The organism is Escherichia sp. E10V5 (assembly GCF_004212315.1).
GTDB lineage: Bacteria > Pseudomonadota > Gammaproteobacteria > Enterobacterales > Enterobacteriaceae > Escherichia.
This window is the reverse complement of the sequence record NZ_RHJM01000016.1, coordinates 59,698-79,476: the sequence shown is the minus strand read 5'-3', so window position 1 is coordinate 79,476 and position 19,779 is coordinate 59,698. Positions and strand designations below refer to the sequence as shown.

General features: G+C 52.8%; 17 protein-coding genes. 13 read left to right on the top strand and 4 right to left on the bottom strand.

Features of this window, described 5'->3' with window-relative positions:
• Window positions 1-187: 187 nt before the first annotated feature.
• Together D9738_RS13525 and suhB are read right to left on the bottom strand one after the other, a co-directional pair.
• Window positions 188-1,042: an alpha/beta hydrolase gene (locus D9738_RS13525; protein WP_130260406.1), complete on the bottom strand. Its 855-nt coding sequence runs from the start codon at window positions 1,040-1,042 to the stop codon at window positions 188-190.
• 145 nt (window positions 1,043-1,187) lie between these two features.
• On the bottom strand, window positions 1,188-1,991 hold the full coding sequence (suhB, locus tag D9738_RS13520; protein ID WP_130260405.1) for an inositol-1-monophosphatase: 804 nt from the start codon (window positions 1,989-1,991) through the stop codon (window positions 1,188-1,190).
• Window positions 1,992-2,109: 118 nt separating this feature from the next.
• Between suhB and trmJ the strand changes: the two genes are divergently transcribed.
• From trmJ to sseB, 11 genes are all read left to right on the top strand, one after another.
• Window positions 2,110-2,850 carry a tRNA (cytosine(32)/uridine(32)-2'-O)-methyltransferase TrmJ gene (trmJ, locus tag D9738_RS13515; protein WP_000940020.1) on the top strand — a complete coding sequence of 247 codons (741 nt, stop codon included), beginning with the start codon at window positions 2,110-2,112 and terminating at the stop codon, window positions 2,848-2,850.
• 268 nt (window positions 2,851-3,118) lie between these two features.
• On the top strand, window positions 3,119-3,607 hold the full coding sequence (gene iscR, locus D9738_RS13510; RefSeq protein ID WP_001241357.1) for a Fe-S cluster assembly transcriptional regulator IscR: 489 nt from the start codon (window positions 3,119-3,121) through the stop codon (window positions 3,605-3,607).
• A gap of 111 nt (window positions 3,608-3,718) precedes the next feature.
• On the top strand, window positions 3,719-4,933 hold the full coding sequence (iscS, locus tag D9738_RS13505) for a cysteine desulfurase (protein ID WP_001295373.1): 1,215 nt from the start codon (window positions 3,719-3,721) through the stop codon (window positions 4,931-4,933).
• Between the two features lie 27 nt (window positions 4,934-4,960).
• Window positions 4,961-5,347, top strand: coding sequence for a Fe-S cluster assembly scaffold IscU (gene iscU, locus D9738_RS13500; RefSeq protein ID WP_000331707.1), 387 nt, complete (start codon window positions 4,961-4,963; stop codon window positions 5,345-5,347).
• A 16-nt stretch (window positions 5,348-5,363) separates the two neighbouring features.
• Entirely contained in the window at window positions 5,364-5,687 is a 324-nt protein-coding gene (gene iscA / locus D9738_RS13495) for an iron-sulfur cluster assembly protein IscA (RefSeq protein ID WP_000028953.1), read from the top strand.
• Window positions 5,688-5,782: 95 nt separating this feature from the next.
• Window positions 5,783-6,298 (top strand): co-chaperone HscB, encoded by a 516-nt coding sequence (gene hscB / locus D9738_RS13490; RefSeq protein ID WP_000384413.1) that lies wholly within the window; start codon window positions 5,783-5,785, stop codon window positions 6,296-6,298.
• A 16-nt stretch (window positions 6,299-6,314) separates the two neighbouring features.
• Window positions 6,315-8,165 (top strand): Fe-S protein assembly chaperone HscA, encoded by a 1,851-nt coding sequence (gene hscA / locus D9738_RS13485; RefSeq protein ID WP_001196613.1) that lies wholly within the window; start codon window positions 6,315-6,317, stop codon window positions 8,163-8,165.
• 1 nt (window position 8,166) lies between these two features.
• Window positions 8,167-8,502: an ISC system 2Fe-2S type ferredoxin gene (fdx, locus tag D9738_RS13480; RefSeq protein ID WP_130260404.1), complete on the top strand. Its 336-nt coding sequence runs from the start codon at window positions 8,167-8,169 to the stop codon at window positions 8,500-8,502.
• An 11-nt stretch (window positions 8,503-8,513) separates the two neighbouring features.
• A complete protein-coding gene (gene iscX, locus D9738_RS13475; RefSeq protein WP_000523616.1) occupies window positions 8,514-8,714 on the top strand; it encodes a Fe-S cluster assembly protein IscX in 201 nt (66 codons plus the stop codon).
• 58 nt (window positions 8,715-8,772) lie between these two features.
• Complete coding sequence (gene pepB / locus D9738_RS13470; RefSeq protein ID WP_130260403.1) at window positions 8,773-10,056, top strand: aminopeptidase PepB; 1,284 nt, start codon at window positions 8,773-8,775, stop codon at window positions 10,054-10,056.
• A gap of 118 nt (window positions 10,057-10,174) precedes the next feature.
• Window positions 10,175-10,951 carry an enhanced serine sensitivity protein SseB gene (gene sseB, locus D9738_RS13465; protein WP_130260402.1) on the top strand — a complete coding sequence of 259 codons (777 nt, stop codon included), beginning with the start codon at window positions 10,175-10,177 and terminating at the stop codon, window positions 10,949-10,951.
• Window positions 10,952-10,982: 31 nt separating this feature from the next.
• Here the strand turns inward: sseB and timP are convergent, their stop codons facing one another.
• On the bottom strand, window positions 10,983-11,108 hold the full coding sequence (timP, locus tag D9738_RS25435; protein WP_246769588.1) for a small toxic inner membrane protein TimP: 126 nt from the start codon (window positions 11,106-11,108) through the stop codon (window positions 10,983-10,985).
• Between the two features lie 342 nt (window positions 11,109-11,450).
• Window positions 11,451-12,296, bottom strand: a complete 846-nt coding sequence (gene sseA, locus D9738_RS13460; protein WP_130260401.1) for a 3-mercaptopyruvate sulfurtransferase — start codon at window positions 12,294-12,296, stop codon at window positions 11,451-11,453.
• Between the two features lie 206 nt (window positions 12,297-12,502).
• On the opposite strand from sseA, the gene yfhM reads away from it, so the two are divergent.
• Window positions 12,503-17,461 carry an alpha2-macroglobulin gene (gene yfhM, locus D9738_RS13455; protein WP_130260400.1) on the top strand — a complete coding sequence of 1,653 codons (4,959 nt, stop codon included), beginning with the start codon at window positions 12,503-12,505 and terminating at the stop codon, window positions 17,459-17,461.
• Entirely contained in the window at window positions 17,462-19,774 is a 2,313-nt protein-coding gene (pbpC, locus tag D9738_RS13450) for a peptidoglycan glycosyltransferase PbpC (RefSeq protein ID WP_130260399.1), read from the top strand.
• Window positions 19,775-19,779 lie beyond the last annotated feature (5 nt).

Genomic DNA, 19,779 nt, shown 5'->3' with positions numbered 1-19,779 from the left:
TAGATCTCCCATAAGCATAATTTATAAGAATAGCTAAAGTTTGCTTAGGGATACGGTGAATGGAATGCTATTAATCAGAAATGATGACAAACATCACAGAATTTTTATCGATATAAACACTTTCTGGCAGTTTAATGCCATCCCTTAAGGTGATTTCTTGCTGTTTTATCTGGTTTCGACCATAAGGTTAATTCTGTGGATTCAATGCGCTAAGGATAAAGTCCACCATTTGCTCGCGATAAACGTCTCCGTGACGATCGGAAAAGGCATCAAGATGTTCGCCATCGGGGATCAAAATCAGGCGTTTTGGCTCTTTCGCCAGGGCAAATAATTTCTCGCTATGCTGCCATGGAATAACATGATCAGCTTTGCCGTGAATCAGTAAAAGCGGGATCGGGCTGACGCTGGCGATGTAATTTTCGCCGCTGTAACTCTCATCAAGTAAGTAGCCACTGCCGGGTATCATCTGGTTAGCGATGGTCGAATAAGAGGCAAATGTGGAGTCGAGGATCACCGCACGTATGCCCTCGCGATCTCCTAACCCAATAACGTTAAGAATATTCGCCCCGCCAATACTCTGCCCGAACAGCACCAGCCGCTTGGGGTTTACATCGCTACGATGGCGCACCACGTTGATGGCACTTTGCGTATCGTCCAGTAATCCGGCTTGTGATGGAGTGCCTTTAGATTTACCAAACCCGCGATAATCAAACATAAAAACATTGAAATTATGTTCTGGTAACCAACTGACCAGCGGCCAGTGGGCGGACATATTCCCGGCATTGCCATGAGCATGAATTACGGTAGCAATAGCGTTTTCGGCGGGACCAGTGGAAGAGGGGATAAACCAGCCTTGTAGCCGTGTGCCATCTTTAGCAGTAAATTCAACAGATTCAGCAGACCATGGATCAGGACCGTAAATTTTGTCGTCGGGATAATAAAAGAAGTTGATGGCGATGCGCGGCACTAAATAAACGCAGAAAGCAGAAATAAAAAGAATAAACAGAATCTTGAGAACGCGTTTGTTCGCTGGCAGAACCATGACCTTTCCTTACGACTTGCTTTGTAATCCATTAATCGGGAAAGGATGGTGGGAGAGTGGCGTAGGAAAGTAAAGCGGTGCGAAAGTATTTCGGAATAGCGCCTGAAAGGCAAGGGCGGGTGAGGAACGTCACCCGCCAGAGAAATTAACGCTTCAGTGCGTCGCTTAACTCGTCACGCATGTTCGCCAGCATGGCTTTAACAACGCGCGGGTTACCGGCAACGATGTTACCGGTCAGCATGTAGTTATGGCCACCGATGAAGTCGCTGACGATACCGCCCGCTTCACGAACCAGCAGCTCGCCTGCCGCGAAGTCCCACGGACGCAGACCGATTTCAAAGAAACCGTCAACGCGACCCGCAGCGACGTAAGCCAGATCCAGCGCCGCGGAACCGGTACGACGGAAGTCTGCACATTCGTTGAACAGTTTGCCAACGATGTTGATGTAGGTGGTGGCGTACTGTTTTGCTTTGAACGGGAAGCCGGTCGCCAGAATAGTACCGTCGAGATCGCGAGCGGTGCTGCCGCGCAGACGGTAGCCGTTCAGCTGTGCGCCCTGACCGCGAGTCGCGGTGAACAGTTCGTTACGCATAGGATCGTAAACCACAGCAACTTCGGTGCGGCCTTTGATACGAACAGCGATAGATACCGCGAAGTGCGGCAGACGTTTGATAAAGTTGGTAGTGCCATCCAGTGGATCGATAACCCATTGAACATCCTGATCAGTACCTTCAAGTTCACCACTTTCTTCGGTGATGATGGTGTGCTGTGGGTAAGATTTACGAATCGTGTCGATAATCACCGCTTCGGCAGCTTTATCTACGTTGGTCACGAAATCGTTACTGCCTTTCTGGCTCGCCTCTACAGCGTCCGGGGTTTCATAGTTTTTGGCAATTAAATTACCCGCCTTGCGCGCTGCGCGCACGGCGATGTTCAGCATCGGATGCATCGGTTTCTCTCACTGGATGTTAAAGAACGGGAAAACGGCGCAGAGTATAGCAGCGAGATCGGCATCTGTCTTCGTTTTATGTTAAGATGCGCGAATAATCTTTAGACGAAGAAAGACAATGCTGCAAAATATTCGAATTGTGCTGGTGGAGACGTCACACACCGGCAATATGGGTTCTGTTGCCCGTGCCATGAAAACAATGGGATTAACTAATCTGTGGCTGGTTAATCCACTGGTGAAACCCGACTCCCAGGCGATTGCCCTGGCGGCAGGCGCCAGCGATGTGATTGGTAATGCTCACATCGTCGATACGCTCGACGAAGCGTTAGCCGGTTGTAGCCTGGTGGTTGGCACCAGTGCACGTTCGCGCACGTTGCCGTGGCCGATGCTCGACCCGCGCGAATGCGGTCTGAAAAGCGTCGCTGAAGCGGCAAATACCCCGGTGGCGCTGGTTTTTGGTCGCGAACGTGTCGGCCTGACCAATGAAGAGTTGCAGAAGTGCCATTATCATGTCGCGATTGCCGCTAACCCGGAATACAGCTCGCTGAACCTGGCGATGGCGGTTCAGGTTATTGCCTATGAAGTGCGTATGGCCTGGCTGGCAACTCAGGAAAACGGCGAGCAGGTTGAGCATGAAGAGACGCCGTATCCGTTGGTCGATGATCTGGAGCGTTTTTATGGTCATCTCGAACAAACGTTGCTGGCAACCGGTTTTATCCGTGAAAACCATCCGGGTCAGGTGATGAATAAACTGCGTCGTCTGTTTACCCGTGCGCGCCCGGAAAGCCAGGAATTGAATATCCTGCGCGGGATTCTGGCTTCTATTGAACAGCAGAATAAAGGTAATAAGACCGAATAACAGTGATTGCCTGATGCGACGCTTAACGCGTCTTATCAGGCCTGGAAGTGCACGCAATCCCAGGTCGGATAAGGCGTTCACGCCGCATCCGACAACAGGTACAAACGGCACGATAAAAAATGGCACTGAAGGTTAAATACCTGACTAAATCAGTCAAGTAAATAGTTGACCAAATTACTCGGGAATGTCAGACTTGACCCTGCTATGCAATACCCCCACTTTTACAATAAAAACCCCGGGCAGGGGCGAGTTTGAGGTGAAGTAAGACATGAGACTGACATCTAAAGGGCGCTATGCCGTGACCGCAATGCTTGACGTTGCGCTCAACTCCGAAGCAGGCCCGGTACCGTTGGCTGATATTTCCGAACGACAGGGAATTTCCCTTTCTTATCTGGAACAACTTTTTTCCCGTCTGCGTAAAAATGGTCTGGTTTCCAGCGTACGCGGACCAGGCGGTGGTTATCTGTTAGGCAAAGATGCCAGCAGCATCGCCGTTGGCGAAGTGATTAGCGCCGTTGACGAATCTGTAGATGCCACCCGTTGTCAGGGTAAAGGCGGCTGCCAGGGCGGGGATAAATGCCTGACCCACGCGCTGTGGCGTGATTTGAGCGACCGTCTCACCGGTTTTCTCAACAACATTACTTTAGGCGAACTGGTTAATAACCAGGAAGTGTTGGATGTGTCTGGTCGTCAGCATACTCACGACGCGCCACGCACCCGCACACAAGACGCGATCGACGTTAAGTTACGCGCTTAATAAAAAGAATTCAGAATCAGGCCGGGGCGTATCGCGCTCCGTAAACACGGTCGTACATCCAGCCGGTAGCCTGATTCCTTGCATTGAGTGATGTACGGAGTTTATAGAGCAATGAAATTACCGATTTATCTCGACTACTCCGCAACCACGCCGGTGGACCCGCGTGTTGCCGAGAAAATGATGCAGTTTATGACGATGGACGGAACCTTTGGTAACCCGGCCTCCCGTTCTCACCGTTTCGGCTGGCAGGCTGAAGAAGCGGTAGATATCGCCCGTAATCAGATTGCCGATCTGGTCGGCGCTGACCCGCGTGAAATCGTCTTTACCTCTGGTGCAACCGAATCTGACAACCTGGCGATCAAAGGTGCAGCCAACTTTTATCAGAAAAAAGGCAAGCACATCATCACCAGCAAAACCGAACACAAAGCGGTACTGGATACCTGCCGTCAGCTGGAGCGCGAAGGATTCGAAGTCACCTACCTGGCACCGCAGCGTAACGGCATTATCGACCTGAAAGAACTTGAAGCAGCGATGCGTGACGACACCATCCTCGTTTCTATCATGCACGTGAATAACGAAATCGGCGTGGTGCAGGATATCGCGGCTATCGGCGAAATGTGCCGTGCTCGTGGCATTATCTATCACGTTGATGCAACCCAGAGCGTGGGAAAACTGCCTATCGATCTGAGCCAGTTGAAAGTTGACCTGATGTCTTTCTCCGGCCACAAAATCTACGGTCCGAAAGGTATCGGTGCGCTGTATGTGCGTCGTAAACCGCGCGTACGCATCGAAGCGCAAATGCACGGTGGCGGTCACGAACGCGGTATGCGTTCCGGCACTCTGCCTGTTCACCAGATCGTCGGTATGGGCGAAGCCTATCGCATCGCAAAAGAAGAGATGGCGACCGAGATGGAACGTCTGCGCGGCCTGCGTAACCGTCTGTGGAACGGCATCAAAGATATCGAAGAAGTTTACCTGAACGGTGACCTGGAACACGGTGCGCCGAACATTCTCAACGTCAGCTTCAACTACGTTGAAGGTGAGTCGCTGATTATGGCGCTGAAAGACCTCGCTGTTTCTTCAGGTTCCGCCTGTACGTCAGCAAGCCTCGAACCGTCCTACGTGCTGCGCGCGCTGGGGCTGAACGACGAGCTGGCACATAGCTCTATCCGTTTCTCTTTAGGTCGTTTTACTACTGAAGAAGAGATCGACTACACCATCGAGTTAGTTCGTAAATCTATCGGTCGTCTGCGTGACCTTTCTCCGCTGTGGGAAATGTACAAGCAGGGCGTGGATCTGAACAGCATCGAATGGGCTCATCATTAATCGGTATCGGAATCAGGAGAATTTATAATGGCTTACAGCGAAAAAGTTATCGACCATTACGAGAATCCGCGTAACGTGGGTTCCTTTGACAACAACGACGAGAACGTCGGCAGCGGCATGGTGGGTGCACCGGCCTGTGGCGACGTGATGAAGTTGCAGATTAAAGTCAACGATGAAGGTATCATTGAAGACGCGCGTTTTAAAACTTACGGCTGCGGTTCCGCTATCGCTTCCAGCTCCCTGGTCACCGAATGGGTGAAAGGGAAGTCTCTCGACGAAGCACAGGCGATCAAAAACACCGATATTGCTGAAGAACTTGAACTGCCGCCGGTGAAAATTCACTGTTCTATTCTGGCAGAAGACGCGATCAAAGCCGCCATTGCGGACTATAAAAGCAAACGTGAAGCAAAATAAGAGTTGAGGTTTGGTTATGTCGATTACACTGAGCGACAGTGCAGCAGCGCGAGTAAATACCTTTCTGGCTAACCGCGGCAAAGGGTTTGGCCTGCGTCTGGGCGTGAGAACCTCCGGATGTTCAGGTATGGCTTATGTACTGGAATTTGTTGACGAACCGACGCCGGAAGACATCGTGTTTGAAGACAAAGGCGTGAAAGTCGTGGTCGATGGCAAAAGCCTGCAATTTCTGGACGGTACGCAGCTGGACTTCGTAAAAGAAGGTCTGAACGAAGGGTTTAAATTCACCAACCCGAACGTTAAAGATGAGTGTGGTTGCGGCGAAAGCTTCCACGTTTGATGCGCATACCGATAACCCCACCGTGGTCGCCTGCGCGTGGGGTTTGTTTTACCTGATTCGCCGTTATCGCGGCGGATCGCAGCCCTGAGAATGTTATGGATTACTTCACCCTCTTTGGCTTGCCTGCCCGTTATCAACTCGATACTCAGGCGCTGAGCCTGCGTTTTCAGGATCTACAACGTCAGTATCATCCTGATAAATTCGCCAGCGGAAGCCAGGCGGAACAACTCGCCGCCGTACAGCAATCTGCAACCATTAACCAGGCCTGGCAAACGCTGCGTCATCCGTTAATGCGTGCGGAATATTTGCTTTCTTTGCACGGTTTTGATCTCGCCAGCGAGCAGCATACTGTGCGTGACACCGCGTTCCTGATGGAACAGCTGGAGCTGCGCGAAGAACTGGACGAGATCGAACAGGCAAAAGATGAAGCGCGGCTGGAAAGCTTTATCAAACGTGTGAAAAAGATGTTTGATACCCGCCATCAGTTGATGGTTGAACAGTTAGACAACGAGACGTGGGACGCGGCGGCGGATACCGTGCGTAAGCTGCGTTTTCTCGATAAACTGCGAAGCAGTGCCGAACAACTCGAAGAAAAACTGCTCGATTTTTAATTTCTGGAAGCTAAACATGGCCTTATTACAAATTAGTGAACCTGGTTTGAGTGCTGCGCCGCATCAGCGTCGTCTGGCGGCCGGTATTGACCTGGGCACAACCAACTCGCTGGTGGCAACAGTGCGCAGCGGTCAGGCCGAAACGTTAGCCGACCATGAAGGCCGTCACCTGCTGCCGTCTGTTGTTCACTATCAACAGCAAGGGCATTCGGTGGGTTATGACGCGCGTACTAACGCTGCGCTTGACACCGCCAACACCATTAGTTCTGTTAAACGCCTGATGGGGCGCTCGCTGGCTGATATCCAGCAACGCTATCCGCATCTGCCTTATCAATTCCAGGCCAGTGAAAACGGCCTGCCGATGATTGAAACGGCGGCGGGACTGCTGAACCCGGTGCGCGTTTCTGCGGACATCCTCAAAGCACTGGCAGCGCGGGCAACTGAAGCCCTGGCGGGCGAGCTGGATGGTGTAGTTATCACCGTTCCGGCGTACTTTGACGATGCCCAGCGTCAGGGCACCAAAGATGCCGCGCGTCTGGCGGGCCTTCACGTCTTGCGCTTACTTAACGAACCGACCGCCGCGGCTATCGCTTACGGGCTGGATTCCGGTCAGGAAGGCGTGATCGCCGTTTATGACCTCGGCGGCGGGACGTTTGATATTTCCATTCTGCGCTTAAGTCGCGGCGTGTTTGAAGTGCTGGCAACCGGCGGTGATTCCGCGCTCGGCGGCGATGATTTCGACCATCTGCTGGCGGATTACATTCGCGAGCAGGCGGGCATTCCTGATCGTAGCGATAACCGCGTTCAGCGTGAACTGCTGGATGCCGCCATTGCAGCCAAAATCGCGCTGAGCGATGCGGACTCTGTGACCGTGAATGTTGCGGGCTGGCAGGGCGAAATCAGCCGTGAACAATTCAATGAACTGATCGCGCCACTGGTAAAACGAACCTTACTGGCCTGTCGTCGCGCGCTGAAAGACGCGGGTGTAGAAGCTGATGAAGTGCTGGAAGTGGTGATGGTGGGCGGTTCTACTCGCGTGCCGCTGGTGCGTGAACGGGTAGGCGAATTTTTCGGTCGTCCACCGCTGACTTCCATCGACCCGGATAAAGTCGTCGCTATTGGCGCGGCGATTCAGGCGGATATTCTGGTGGGTAACAAGCCAGACAGCGAAATGCTGTTGCTTGATGTGATCCCACTGTCGCTGGGCCTCGAAACGATGGGCGGCCTGGTGGAGAAAGTGATTCCGCGTAATACCACTATTCCGGTGGCCCGCGCTCAGGATTTCACCACCTTTAAAGATGGTCAGACGGCGATGTCTATCCATGTAATGCAGGGTGAGCGCGAACTGGTGCAGGACTGCCGCTCACTGGCGCGTTTTGCGCTGCGTGGTATTCCGGCGCTACCGGCTGGCGGTGCGCATATTCGCGTGACGTTCCAGGTCGATGCCGACGGTCTTTTGAGCGTGACGGCGATGGAGAAATCCACCGGCGTTGAGGCGTCTATTCAGGTCAAACCTTCTTATGGTCTAACTGACAGCGAAATTGCTTCGATGATCAAAGACTCAATGAGCTATGCCGAGCAGGACGTAAAAGCCCGTATGCTGGCTGAACAAAAAGTAGAAGCGGCGCGCGTGCTGGAAAGTCTGCACGGTGCGCTGGCTGCTGATGCCGCGCTGTTAAGCGCCGCAGAGCGTCAGGTCATTGACGATGCTGCCGCTCACCTGAGTGAGGTGGCGCAGGGCGATGATGTTGACGCCATCGAACAAGCGATTAAAAACGTAGACAAACAAACCCAGGATTTCGCCGCTCGCCGCATGGACCAGTCGGTTCGTCGTGCGCTGAAAGGCCATTCCGTGGACGAGGTTTAATATGCCAAAGATTGTTATTTTGCCTCATCAGGATCTCTGCCCTGATGGCGCTGTTCTGGAAGCGAATAGCGGTGAAACCATTCTCGACGTTGCGCTGCGTAACGGTATCGAGATTGAACACGCCTGTGAAAAATCCTGTGCTTGCACCACCTGCCACTGCATCGTTCGTGAAGGTTTTGACTCGCTGCCGGAAAGCTCAGAGCAGGAAGACGACATGCTGGACAAAGCCTGGGGGTTGGAGTCGGAAAGCCGTTTAAGCTGCCAGGCGCGCGTTACCGACGAAGATTTAGTGGTCGAAATTCCGCGTTACACTATCAACCATGCGCGTGAGCATTAACAGAGGTTAGTATGGGACTTAAGTGGACCGATAGTCGCGAAATTGGCGAAGCACTGTACGATGCGTATCCCGATCTTGATCCTAAAACGGTTCGATTCACCGATATGCATCAGTGGATTTGCGATCTGGAAGATTTCGACGACGACCCGCAGGCATCCAACGAGAAAATCCTCGAAGCGATTTTGTTAGTCTGGCTGGACGAAGCCGAATGAATAAACGGGCTGCCTGAGGGTGGCCCGTTTTGCTGTTAAACGAATAAGGATAACTAAAATGACAGAAGCGATGAAGATTACCCTCTCTCCCCAACCTGCCGACGCGCGCTGGGGAGAAAAAGCGACTTACAGCATTAATAATGATGGCATTACCCTGCATTTGAATGGGGCTGACGATCTGGGGCTGATCCAGCGTGCGGCGCGCAAGATTGACGGTCTGGGCATCAAGCATGTTCAGTTAAGCGGTGAAGGTTGGGATGCGGATCGCTGCTGGGCATTCTGGCAAGGTTACAAAGCCCCGAAAGGGACGCGTAAAGTGGAGTGGCCGGATCTGGACGATGCCCAGCGTCAGGAACTGGATAACCGCCTGATGATCATCGACTGGGTGCGTGACACCATCAATGCACCTGCTGAAGAATTAGGGCCATCGCAACTGGCACAGCGTGCTGTTGATCTGATCAGCAACGTCGCAGGCGATCGTGTGACTTACCGGATCACCAAAGGCGAAGATTTGCGTGAGCAAGGTTATATGGGGCTGCACACCGTCGGACGCGGTTCAGAACGTTCTCCGGTATTGCTGGCGCTGGATTACAACCCAACTGGCGATAAAGAAGCGCCGGTGTACGCATGCCTGGTTGGTAAAGGCATCACCTTTGATTCCGGCGGCTACAGCATCAAACAGACCGCGTTTATGGACTCAATGAAGTCGGACATGGGCGGCGCGGCAACGGTTACCGGGGCGCTGGCATTTGCCATTACGCGCGGACTGAACAAGCGCGTGAAGCTGTTCCTCTGCTGTGCGGATAACCTGATCAGCGGCAACGCGTTCAAACTGGGCGATATCATCACCTATCGCAACGGTAAAAAAGTCGAAGTGATGAACACTGATGCCGAAGGGCGTCTGGTGCTGGCCGATGGCCTGATTGATGCCAGTGCGCAGAAACCGGAACTGATCATTGATGCGGCGACCCTCACCGGGGCGGCGAAAACCGCGCTGGGTAATGATTATCACGCGCTGTTCAGTTTTGACGATGCGCTTGCCGGTCGCTTGCTGGCGAGTGCCGCGCAGGAGAACGAACCGTTCTGGCGTCTGCCGTTGGCGGAGTTCCATCGCAACCAGCTGCCGTCTAACTTTGCCGAACTGAACAACACGGGCAGTGCTGCTTATCCGGCAGGTGCAAGTACGGCGGCGGGCTTCCTGTCGCACTTTGTTGAGAACTATCAGCAAGGCTGGCTGCATATTGACTGCTCGGCGACTTACCGTAAAGCGCCGGTTGAACAGTGGTCTGCGGGGGCGACCGGGCTGGGTGTGCGCACGATTGCCAATCTGTTAACTGCGTAAACGTCTTATTTGGCCTACAAAATTGCGAAAATTCAATAGATTGCGACTCCCTTGTAGGCCTGATAAGCGTAGCGCATCAGGCATTTTCGCTCCGAACATTGAATGAATTGTGGTTCTTATGTCCGAAACAAAAAACGAACTTGAAGACCTGCTGGAAAAAGCAGCAATCGAACCGGCGCACCGCCCGGCCTTTTTCCGTACTCTACTGGAATCCACCGTCTGGGTGCCCGGTACGGCGGCACAGGGCGAGGCTGTAGTTGAAGATAGCGCGCTCGATTTACAGCACTGGGAAAAAGATGACGGCACCAGCGTCATTCCTTTTTTCACCTCGTTAGAAGCACTTCAACAGGCGGTTGAAGACGAACAGGCATTTGTCGTAATGCCCGTTCGCACATTGTTTGAGATGACCCTTGGCGAAACGCTCTTCCTTAACGCCAAACTGCCAACCGGTAAAGAATTTATGCCGCGTGAAATCAGTTTGTTGATTGGTGAAGAAGGGAATCCGCTGAGCAGTCAGGAAGTACTGGAAGGCGGTGAATCGCTGATATTATCGGAAGTCGCAGAGCCGCCAGCACAAATGATTGATTCACTCACCACCTTATTTAAAACCATTAAGCCAGTGAAGCGTGCTTTTATTTGTTCAATTAAAGAGAACGAAGAGGCACAGCCTAATTTACTTATTGGCATTGAAGCCGATGGTGATATCGAAGAAATTATTCAGGCAGCGGGAAGTGTAGCGACCGATACATTACCTGGCGATGAACCAATAGATATTTGTCAGGTAAAAAAAGGGGGAAAAGGAATTAGCCACTTTATTACCGAACATATTGCGCCATTCTATGAACGTCGCTGGGGTGGTTTTTTGCGTGACTTTAAACAGAATCGGATAATCTAAAATATGCCGCCCCAAAGGGCGGCATTCGGGCTTACCTGCTGTTCTGAAGGTTGTTAACCACCAGTAAATTGTTACCGAAGCGACTCCGGTTATTATTTACTTCGGAAAACAGCGCACCAGAAACAATAAGTACGATACAAAAGCACCGTATCTTCATTGTGCGGTCCATGCGAAGACCGCATCACGACAGCACCACTGGCGATATTGCCGCGATAGCAAGCGCTGTGGGGTGCCTGTATTTACGGTCATGGAACATCCTTTCCTAAAGCCAGCGCCCGTTTGCGAGACGGCGAAAAGGGCCGTTAAGAATAATACTCTCATGTTTGAATAATTACTCTGTTTATTATCTTGACATAGCCAGGCATAAAACAGAGTATTTCAACACTGTGGGGTGCCTGCGTTGCTCCGGCAACACAAGTCAACCAGCTGGAAAGGCCGCGAACCAGACCAGCAATAAAAAACCGCCAAATTCGGCGGTTTTTTATTGCCTGTAAAAAGCTTATTTCAATGGCTCAACCGGTAAATCGGCCCGTGCGCCCCATTCACTCCACGCCCCGTCGTATAGTTTCACATTTGGCACATCCAGTGTTGCGAGTGCCAACAAAACCACGGCTGCCGTTACACCAGAGCCGCAGCTGACGATAATCGGTTTGTCATAGCTGATGCCGCGACCAAAAAATATCGCATCCAGTTCATCGGTCGTTTTCAGTTCGCCTTCGCGCACCAGTTCTGTCCATGGGACATTCACCGCGCCGGGAATATGTCCGCGACGTAAACCTGCGCGAGGTTCATCAACTTCCGCGTTAAAACGCGCAGCCGGACGGGCATCGATAATTTGTGCCGTTTTTTCATGACTTGCCAATAACACATCGGTCACTTTCACCACGGCTTCCGGGGTAAACGCGACGTTAAACTCACCTTCCGGCAGTTCCACTGCGCCTTCTTCTAACAGCAGATCATCACGTTGCCAGCCCGCTAAGCCACCGCCAAGGATTGACACTTTCTCCACACCAAAAGTGCGCAGCATCCACCACGCGCGCGGCGCAGAAAATAGGTTTCCTTCATCATAGACAATCAGATGCTTGTCCTGATTAACGCCCAGTTCACGCATCGCGACGGCGAACGTTTCCGGGCGAGGCAGCATGTGCGGAAGGGGGGATGTATGATCAGAAAGAGCTTCGATATCGAAAAATACTGCACCGGGGATATGACCGTTCAGATACTCCTGGGCAACGTTACGCTCTTCCTGCCCGGGCGGCGCCATACGAGCATCAATAATCTGAATTTCCGGGTCATCAATATGTTCGGCGAGCCAGTCGGCTCCTACAAACCATGTCGTGGACATAGGCATCTCCATTTTTGCCGGGGTTAAGTTAAATTGTCGGATGTTTGCCGAAAAGCGACAAGCAAAAGAGGCTGATTTGGCTGCCTGAGCCACATTTCTCACTAAAATTCGGATTTTGTAGATGTGATAGTGAATTACATAACATCATTTCTCACGCATAATAATCATTCGACGTTGCTAACGGGCCATTGTGGCAGGGATGAGAGATGAAAAAGTTACGCTTAGCCGCCTGTATGTTGATGCTGGCGCTGGCAGGGTGCGACAACAACGATAACGCGCCAACTGCATTGAAAAAAGATACGTCTTCTGAAGTTGCTAAAGAGTCATCTTCGACAAATGCGACTTCTGCGAAACTCTCCTCGCCGGCGCGACAAAAACTGGCACAACAGAGTGCGGGTAAGGCACTGACATTGCTGGATCTCTCTGAGGTACAGCTCGATGGCGCAGCCACGCTGGTACTGACTTTCTCTGTCCCCCTCGACCCGGATCAGGACTTCTCTCGTGTTATTCATGTCGTCGATAAAAAGAGCGGCAAAGTGGATGGCGCCTGGGAGTTGTCAGATAATCTCAAAGAACTGCGTTTACGCCACCTCGAACCGAAACGTGATTTGATCGTCACTATTGGCAAGGAAGTTAAGGCACTCAATAACGCCACCTTCAGTAAAGATTACGAAAAAACCATCACCACCCGCGATATCCAACCCAGCGTCGGCTTTGCCAGCCGTGGTTCGCTGCTACCCGGAAAAGTCGTGGAAGGACTGCCGGTAATGGCGCTCAACGTTAACAATGTCGATGTTAACTTCTTCCGTGTTAAGCCGGAATCGCTGCCAGCTTTCATTAGCCAGTGGGAATATCGTAACTCACTGGCGAACTGGCAATCGGACAAACTGTTGGAGATGGCGGACCTGGTCTATACCGGGCGGTTTGATCTCAATCCTGCGCGTAACACCCGTGAAAAATTATTGCTGCCGCTGGGCGATATCAAGCCGCTTCAGCAGGCGGGCGTGTATCTGGCTGTAATGAATCAGGCCGGACATTACGATTACAGTAATCCAGCTACGCTATTTACGTTAAGTGATATCGGCGTATCGGCCCACCGTTATCACAATCGTCTGGATATCTTTACTCAAAGCCTGGAAAACGGCGCGGCCCAGCAAGGAATTGAAGTCTCGCTATTAAATGAAAAAGGGCAGACCCTGACTCAAGCGACCAGTGATTCACAAGGCCATGTACAGCTGGAAAATGATAAAAACGCGGCGCTACTGCTGGCGCGTAAAGACGGTCAGACAACGCTGCTCGATTTAAAACTTCCGGCACTGGACTTAGCGGAATTTAACATTGCTGGCGCGCCAGGCTACAGCAAACAGTTCTTTATGTTTGGTCCGCGCGATCTTTATCGCCCTGGCGAAACGGTAATCCTCAACGGCTTACTGCGTGATGCAGACGGTAAAGCTCTGCCGGATCAACCCATCAAACTGGACGTGATTAAACCTGACGGGCAGGTACTGCGTAGTGTTGTTAGCCAGCCGGAAAATGGCCTCTACCACTTTACCTGGCCGCTGGATAGCACTGCGGCAACTGGAATGTGGCATATCCGAGCCAACACTGGGGATAACCAGTATCGGATGTGGGATTTCCACGTCGAAGATTTTATGCCGGAGCGCATGGCGTTGAATCTGACCGGCGAGAAAACGCCATTAACGCCAAAAGATGAAGTGAAATTCTCCGTGGTGGGGTACTACCTGTATGGTGCACCTGCTAATGGCAATACCTTGCAGGGACAGCTTTTCTTGCGGCCGCTGCGTGAAGCCGTTTCTGCATTGCCTGGTTTCGAATTTGGCGATATTGCTGCCGAAAACCTTTCCCGCACGCTGGATGAAGTCCAGCTGACGCTGGATGATAAAGGACGCGGCGAAGTTTCCACTGAAAGCCAGTGGAAGGAAGTACATTCCCCATTACAGGTTATTTTCCAGGGGAGTTTGCTGGAATCGGGCGGTCGCCCGGTGACGCGCCGCGCTGAACAGGCTATCTGGCCTGCCGATGTGCTGCCAGGGATCCGTCCGCAGTTCTCTTCAAAATCAGTTTACGATTATCGCACTGACAGCATGGTAAAACAGCCCATTGTTGATGAAGACAGTAACGCTGTTTTTGATATCGTTTATAGCGATGCGCAGGGCGTGAAAAAAGCAGTGTCGGGCTTGCAGGTGCGACTGATTCGCGAACGTCGCGATTACTACTGGAACTGGTCGGAAGATGAAGGCTGGAAGTCACAGTTCGATCAAAAAGATCTGATCGAAAATGAGCAAACGCTGGATCTGAAAGCGGACGAAACCGGCAAGGTAAGTTTTCCGGTAGAGTGGGGCGCTTATCGTCTGGAAGTCAAAGCGCCGAATGAAGCGGTCAGTAGCGTGCGTTTTTGGGCCGGATATAGCTGGCAGGATAATAGCGACGGTAGCGGCGCAGTGCGTCCGGACCGTGTCACGCTGAAACTGGATAAGGCCAGTTATCGCCCGGGCGACACCATTAAGTTGCATATCACCGCGCCAACGGCGGGTAAAGGTTATGCGATGGTCGAGTCCAGTGAAGGGCCGCTGTGGTGGCAAGAGATTGATGTTCCGGCTCAAGGGCTGGATCTGACGATTCCGGTCGATAAAACCTGGAATCGTCATGATCTTTATTTGAGTACTCTGGTGGTGCGTCCTGGCGATAAATCTCGCTCCGCGACGCCAAAACGCGCGGTTGGTGTGTTGCATTTGCCGCTTGGTGATGAAAACCGTCGCCTTGATCTGGCGCTGGAAACACCATCAAAAATGCGTCCCAATCAACCATTAACCGTGAAAATTAAAGCCAGCACTAAAAATGGCGAGAAGCCAAAACAGGTGAATGTGCTGGTGTCTGCCGTTGATAGTGGTGTGCTGAATATTACTGACTACGTCACGCCAGATCCGTGGCAGGCGTTCTTTGGTCAGAAACGCTATGGCGCAGACATTTACGATATTTACGGTCAGGTTATTGAAGGTCAGGGGCGTCTGGCTGCACTGCGCTTTGGTGGCGATGGTGATGAACTGAAACGCGGTGGCAAACCGCCAGTAAATCACGTCAATATTGTCGCGCAACAGGCGCTGCCGGTAACGCTCAACGAACAGGGCGAAGGCACGGTTACATTGCCGATTGGCGATTTTAACGGTGAATTGCGCGTCATGGCGCAAGCATGGACGGCCGATGACTTCGGCAGCAACGAAAGCAAAGTGGTTGTTGCGGCACCCGTGATAGCGGAACTGAACATGCCGCGCTTTATGGCTAGCGGCGACACCTCACGTCTGACGCTGGACATCACTAATCTTACCGATAAACCGCAAAAACTTAACGTTGCTCTGACCGCCAGTGGCTTGCTTGAACTGGTGAGTAATTCCCCCGCACCTGTTGAATTAGCGCCAGGTGTGCGAACCACGCTGTTTATCCCGGTGCGTGCTCTGACGGGGTTTGGCGATGGTGAAATTCAGGCCACCATTAGCGGGTTAGCGTTACCAGGTGAAACCGTTGCCGATCAGCATAAGCAGTGGAAAATCGGCGTCCGTCCGGCATTCCCGGCACAAACGGTCAATTACGGTACGGCATTACAGCCTGGTGAAACATGGGCGCTCCCGGCTGATGGGTTGCAAAACTTCTCGCCTGTTACGCTGGAAGGGCAGTTGTTGTTGAGCGGCAAGCCACCGCTGAACATCGCGCGTTATATCAAAGAGTTAAAAGCATATCCCTACGGCTGCCTGGAGCAAACCACCAGCGGCCTGTTTCCGTCACTTTATACCAATGCAGCCCAACTGCAGGCGTTGGGTATAAAAGGTGACAGCGATGATAAACGCCGTGCGGCAGTCGATATTGGCATTTCGCGTTTGCTGCAAATGCAACGTGATAACGGCGGCTTTGCCCTGTGGGATAAAAACGGTGACGAAGAGTACTGGCTGACCGCCTACGTGATGGATTTCCTGACCCGTGCTAGTGAACAGGGTTACAGCGTGCCGACAGAAGCCATTAATCGTGGAAACGAGCGTCTGCTGCGCTATTTACAAGATCAGGGCATGATGTCGATTCCGTACGCTGATAATCTTAAAGCCAGTAAGTTTGCCGTTCAGTCTTACGCAGCGCTGGTGCTGGCACGGCAGCAAAAAGCACCGCTGGGTGCGCTACGTGAAATCTGGGAGCGTCGTGCAGATGCGGCTTCTGGTTTACCGCTGCTGCAACTTGGCGTTGCGCTGAAAACCATGGGTGATGCGACGCGTGGTGAAGAAGCGATTGCGCTGGCGCTGAAAACGTCGCGTAACGATGCACGGAAATGGCTGGGCGATTACGGTAGTCCACTGCGCGATAACGCGCTGATGCTCTCTTTACTTGAAGAGAACAAGCTACTGCCTGATGCACAGCAGGCATTGATTAACACCCTTTCACAGCAGGCATTTGGCGAACGTTGGCTCTCGACCCAGGAAAGTAACGCGCTGTTCCTGGCTGCCCGTACTCTTCAGGATTTACCGGGTAAATGGCAGGCGCAGACGTCTTTGTCTGCCGAGCCGTTGACAGGCGAGAAAGCGCAAAACAGCAATCTGGATAGCGATCAACTGGCAGCGTTGCAGGTGACCAACCGTGGCGACCAGCCGTTATGGCTGCGTGTGGATGCCAGCGGTTATCCGCAATCCGCACCACAACCTGCGAGCAATGTGCTGCAAATTGAGCGTCATATTCTTGGTACTGACGGTAAGAGTAAGTCTCTGGACTCGTTGCGTAGCGGCGATCTGGTGCTGGTCTGGTTGCAGGTAAAAGCCAGTGACAGCGTGCCGGATGCTTTGGTCGTTGATTTACTGCCAGCGGGCCTGGAACTGGAAAACCAGAACCTGGCTAACGGCAGCGCCAGCCTGGAGCAAAGTGGCAGCGAAGTGCAAAACCTACTCAATCAAATGCAACAAGCGAACATTAAGCATATTGAGTTTCGGGACGATCGCTTTGTAGCGGCGGTTGCTGTAGATGAATATCAGCCGGTAACGCTGGTGTATCTGGCGCGGGCGGTAACGCCGGGAACGTATCAGGTTCCGCAACCGATGGTGGAATCAATGTATGTTCCCCAATGGCGGGCGACTGGCGCTACTGAAGATTTGCTGATTATCAGACCGTAAATGCCTCGTCTGTTAACCAAACGTGGCTGCTGGATAACGCTGGCAGTCACGCCCTTTATTATCATTCTGGCAGCGTGGGGGGCAGATAAACTCTGGCCTCTGCCGCTACATGAAGTTAACCCCGCACGCGTCGTCGTGGCGCAGGATGGGACGCCGCTCTGGCGCTTTGCCGATGCTGATGGCATCTGGCGTTATCCGGTAACCATCGAAGATGTTTCTCCGCGTTATCTCGAAGCACTGATCAATTACGAAGATCGCTGGTTCTGGAAGCATCCAGGCGTGAACCCATTCTCGGTAGCTCGTGCTGCCTGGCAGGATCTTACTTCTGGTCGGGTTATCTCCGGCGGCAGTACGCTCACTATGCAGGTAGCTCGCCTGCTTGATCCACATTCGAAAACCTTTGGCGGTAAAATTCGCCAACTCTGGCGCGCATTTCAACTGGAATGGCACCTGTCTAAACGTGAAATTCTGACCTTGTATCTTAACCGCGCCCCGTTTGGCGGTACGTTACAGGGGATCGGTGCGGCAAGCTGGGCTTATCTCGGGAAATCGCCTGCAAATTTGAGCTATTCCGAGGCAGCAATGTTGGCGGTGTTACCGCAAGCGCCCAGCCGACTGCGCCCGGATCGCTGGCCGGAACGTGCTGAGGCCGCACGTAATAAAGTGCTCAAACGGATGGCTGCGCAAGGTGTGTGGTCCCGTGAGCAGGTAAAAGAATCTAGTGAAGAGCCCATCTGGCTGGCCCCCAGGCAAATGCCGCAATTGGCACCGCTGTTTTCGCGCATGATGCTCGGTAAAAGTAAAAGCGACAAAATCGTTACTACGCTGGATGCAGGTCTTCAACGACGTCTGGAAGAATTGGCGCAAAACTGGAAAGGACGATTGCCGGCGCGCAGCTCACTGGCGATGATCGTGGTTGATCATACCGATATGCGTGTTCGCGGCTGGGTAGGATCGGTCGATCTCAACGATGATTCACGCTTTGGTCATGTTGATATGGTTAATGCGATCCGATCGCCAGGATCGGTGCTCAAACCATTTGTTTATGGTCTGGCGCTGGATGAAGGTTTGATCCACCCGGCATCGCTGTTGCAAGACGTCCCCCGACGCACCGGTGATTATCGACCTGGTAACTTTGACAGCGGTTTTCATGGCCCGATCAGCATGAGCGAGGCGCTGGTGCGCTCGCTGAACTTACCTGCTGTGCAGGTGCTGGAAGCCTATGGCCCGAAACGGTTTGCGGCAAAATTACGCAATGTTGGATTGCCGTTGTATCTGCCCAACGGTGCTGCGCCCAATCTTTCGCTCATTCTTGGCGGCGCTGGTGCAAAACTGGAAGATATGGCCGCAGCGTATACCGCGTTTGCTCGCCACGGTAAGGCGGGTAAGTTGCGCTTACAGCCGGGCGACCCATTACTTGAGCGACCGTTAATGTCGCCGGGGGCCGCGTGGATTATCCGCCGTATTATGGCAGATGAAGCGCAGCCGCTTCCGGATAGCGCCTTACCACGCGTCGTACCACTGGCGTGGAAAACAGGAACCAGTTATGGCTACCGCGATGCATGGGCAATAGGGATAAACGCTCGCTATGTGGTCGGTATCTGGACCGGCAGGCCGGACGGCACGCCCGTTGTCGGTCAGTTTGGTTTTGCCAGCGCCGTACCGCTGTTGAATCAGGTCAATAATATCTTACTGTCGCACAGTGCGAATCTGCCGGAAGACCCGCGTCCTGACTCTGTAAGCCGTGGCGTTATCTGCTGGCCGGGCGGACAGTCTTTGCCGGAAGGTGACGGTAACTGTCGCCGCCGCCTGGCAACCTGGCTGCTGGACGGGAGCCAGCCGCCAACTCTATTACTACCGGAGCAGGAAGGCATTAATGGCATTCGTTTCCCCATCTGGCTGGATGAAAACGGCAAACGTGTTGCCGCTGATTGCCCTCAGGCGCGACAAGAAATGATAAATGTCTGGCCGCTACCGCTGGAACCCTGGCTGCCTGCATCGGAGCGCCGCGCCGCACGCCTGCCATCGGCATCAACAAGTTGCCCGCCGTACGGTCACGATGCCCAGCTCCCGCTGCAGCTGACAGGCGTTCGCGATGGCGCGATTATTAAACGTTTACCTGGCACTGCTGATGCTTCTTTGCCTGTGCAAACCACGGGTGGCACAGGTGAACGATGGTGGTTTCTTAATGGTGCGCCGTTAACTGAACGTGGGCGTAACATTACGTTGCGTTTGAGTGAAAAAGGTGATTATCAGTTACTGGTGATGGATGAAATGGGACAGGTCGCGACGGTGAGATTTGCCATGCAGTAGTCTGT

What these genes read in the sequence shown, in the direction of transcription:
- iscS (WP_001295373.1), top strand. Translation starts at nt 3,719, where the DNA reads ATGAAATTACCGATTTATCTCGACTACTCCGCAACCACGCCGGTGGAC.
- iscA (WP_000028953.1), top strand. Translation starts at nt 5,364, where the DNA reads ATGTCGATTACACTGAGCGACAGTGCAGCAGCGCGAGTAAATACCTTT.
- sseA (WP_130260401.1), bottom strand. Translation starts at nt 12,296, where the DNA reads ATGTCCACGACATGGTTTGTAGGAGCCGACTGGCTCGCCGAACATATT.
- pepB (WP_130260403.1), top strand. Translation starts at nt 8,773, where the DNA reads ATGACAGAAGCGATGAAGATTACCCTCTCTCCCCAACCTGCCGACGCG.
- pbpC (WP_130260399.1), top strand. Translation starts at nt 17,462, where the DNA reads ATGCCTCGTCTGTTAACCAAACGTGGCTGCTGGATAACGCTGGCAGTC.
- timP (WP_246769588.1), bottom strand. Translation starts at nt 11,108, where the DNA reads ATGAAGATACGGTGCTTTTGTATCGTACTTATTGTTTCTGGTGCGCTG.
- iscR (WP_001241357.1), top strand. Translation starts at nt 3,119, where the DNA reads ATGAGACTGACATCTAAAGGGCGCTATGCCGTGACCGCAATGCTTGAC.
- yfhM (WP_130260400.1), top strand. Translation starts at nt 12,503, where the DNA reads ATGAAAAAGTTACGCTTAGCCGCCTGTATGTTGATGCTGGCGCTGGCA.
- hscA (WP_001196613.1), top strand. Translation starts at nt 6,315, where the DNA reads ATGGCCTTATTACAAATTAGTGAACCTGGTTTGAGTGCTGCGCCGCAT.
- sseB (WP_130260402.1), top strand. Translation starts at nt 10,175, where the DNA reads ATGTCCGAAACAAAAAACGAACTTGAAGACCTGCTGGAAAAAGCAGCA.
- suhB (WP_130260405.1), bottom strand. Translation starts at nt 1,991, where the DNA reads ATGCATCCGATGCTGAACATCGCCGTGCGCGCAGCGCGCAAGGCGGGT.
- D9738_RS13525 (WP_130260406.1), bottom strand. Translation starts at nt 1,042, where the DNA reads ATGGTTCTGCCAGCGAACAAACGCGTTCTCAAGATTCTGTTTATTCTT.
- iscU (WP_000331707.1), top strand. Translation starts at nt 4,961, where the DNA reads ATGGCTTACAGCGAAAAAGTTATCGACCATTACGAGAATCCGCGTAAC.
- iscX (WP_000523616.1), top strand. Translation starts at nt 8,514, where the DNA reads ATGGGACTTAAGTGGACCGATAGTCGCGAAATTGGCGAAGCACTGTAC.
- hscB (WP_000384413.1), top strand. Translation starts at nt 5,783, where the DNA reads ATGGATTACTTCACCCTCTTTGGCTTGCCTGCCCGTTATCAACTCGAT.
- trmJ (WP_000940020.1), top strand. Translation starts at nt 2,110, where the DNA reads ATGCTGCAAAATATTCGAATTGTGCTGGTGGAGACGTCACACACCGGC.
- fdx (WP_130260404.1), top strand. Translation starts at nt 8,167, where the DNA reads ATGCCAAAGATTGTTATTTTGCCTCATCAGGATCTCTGCCCTGATGGC.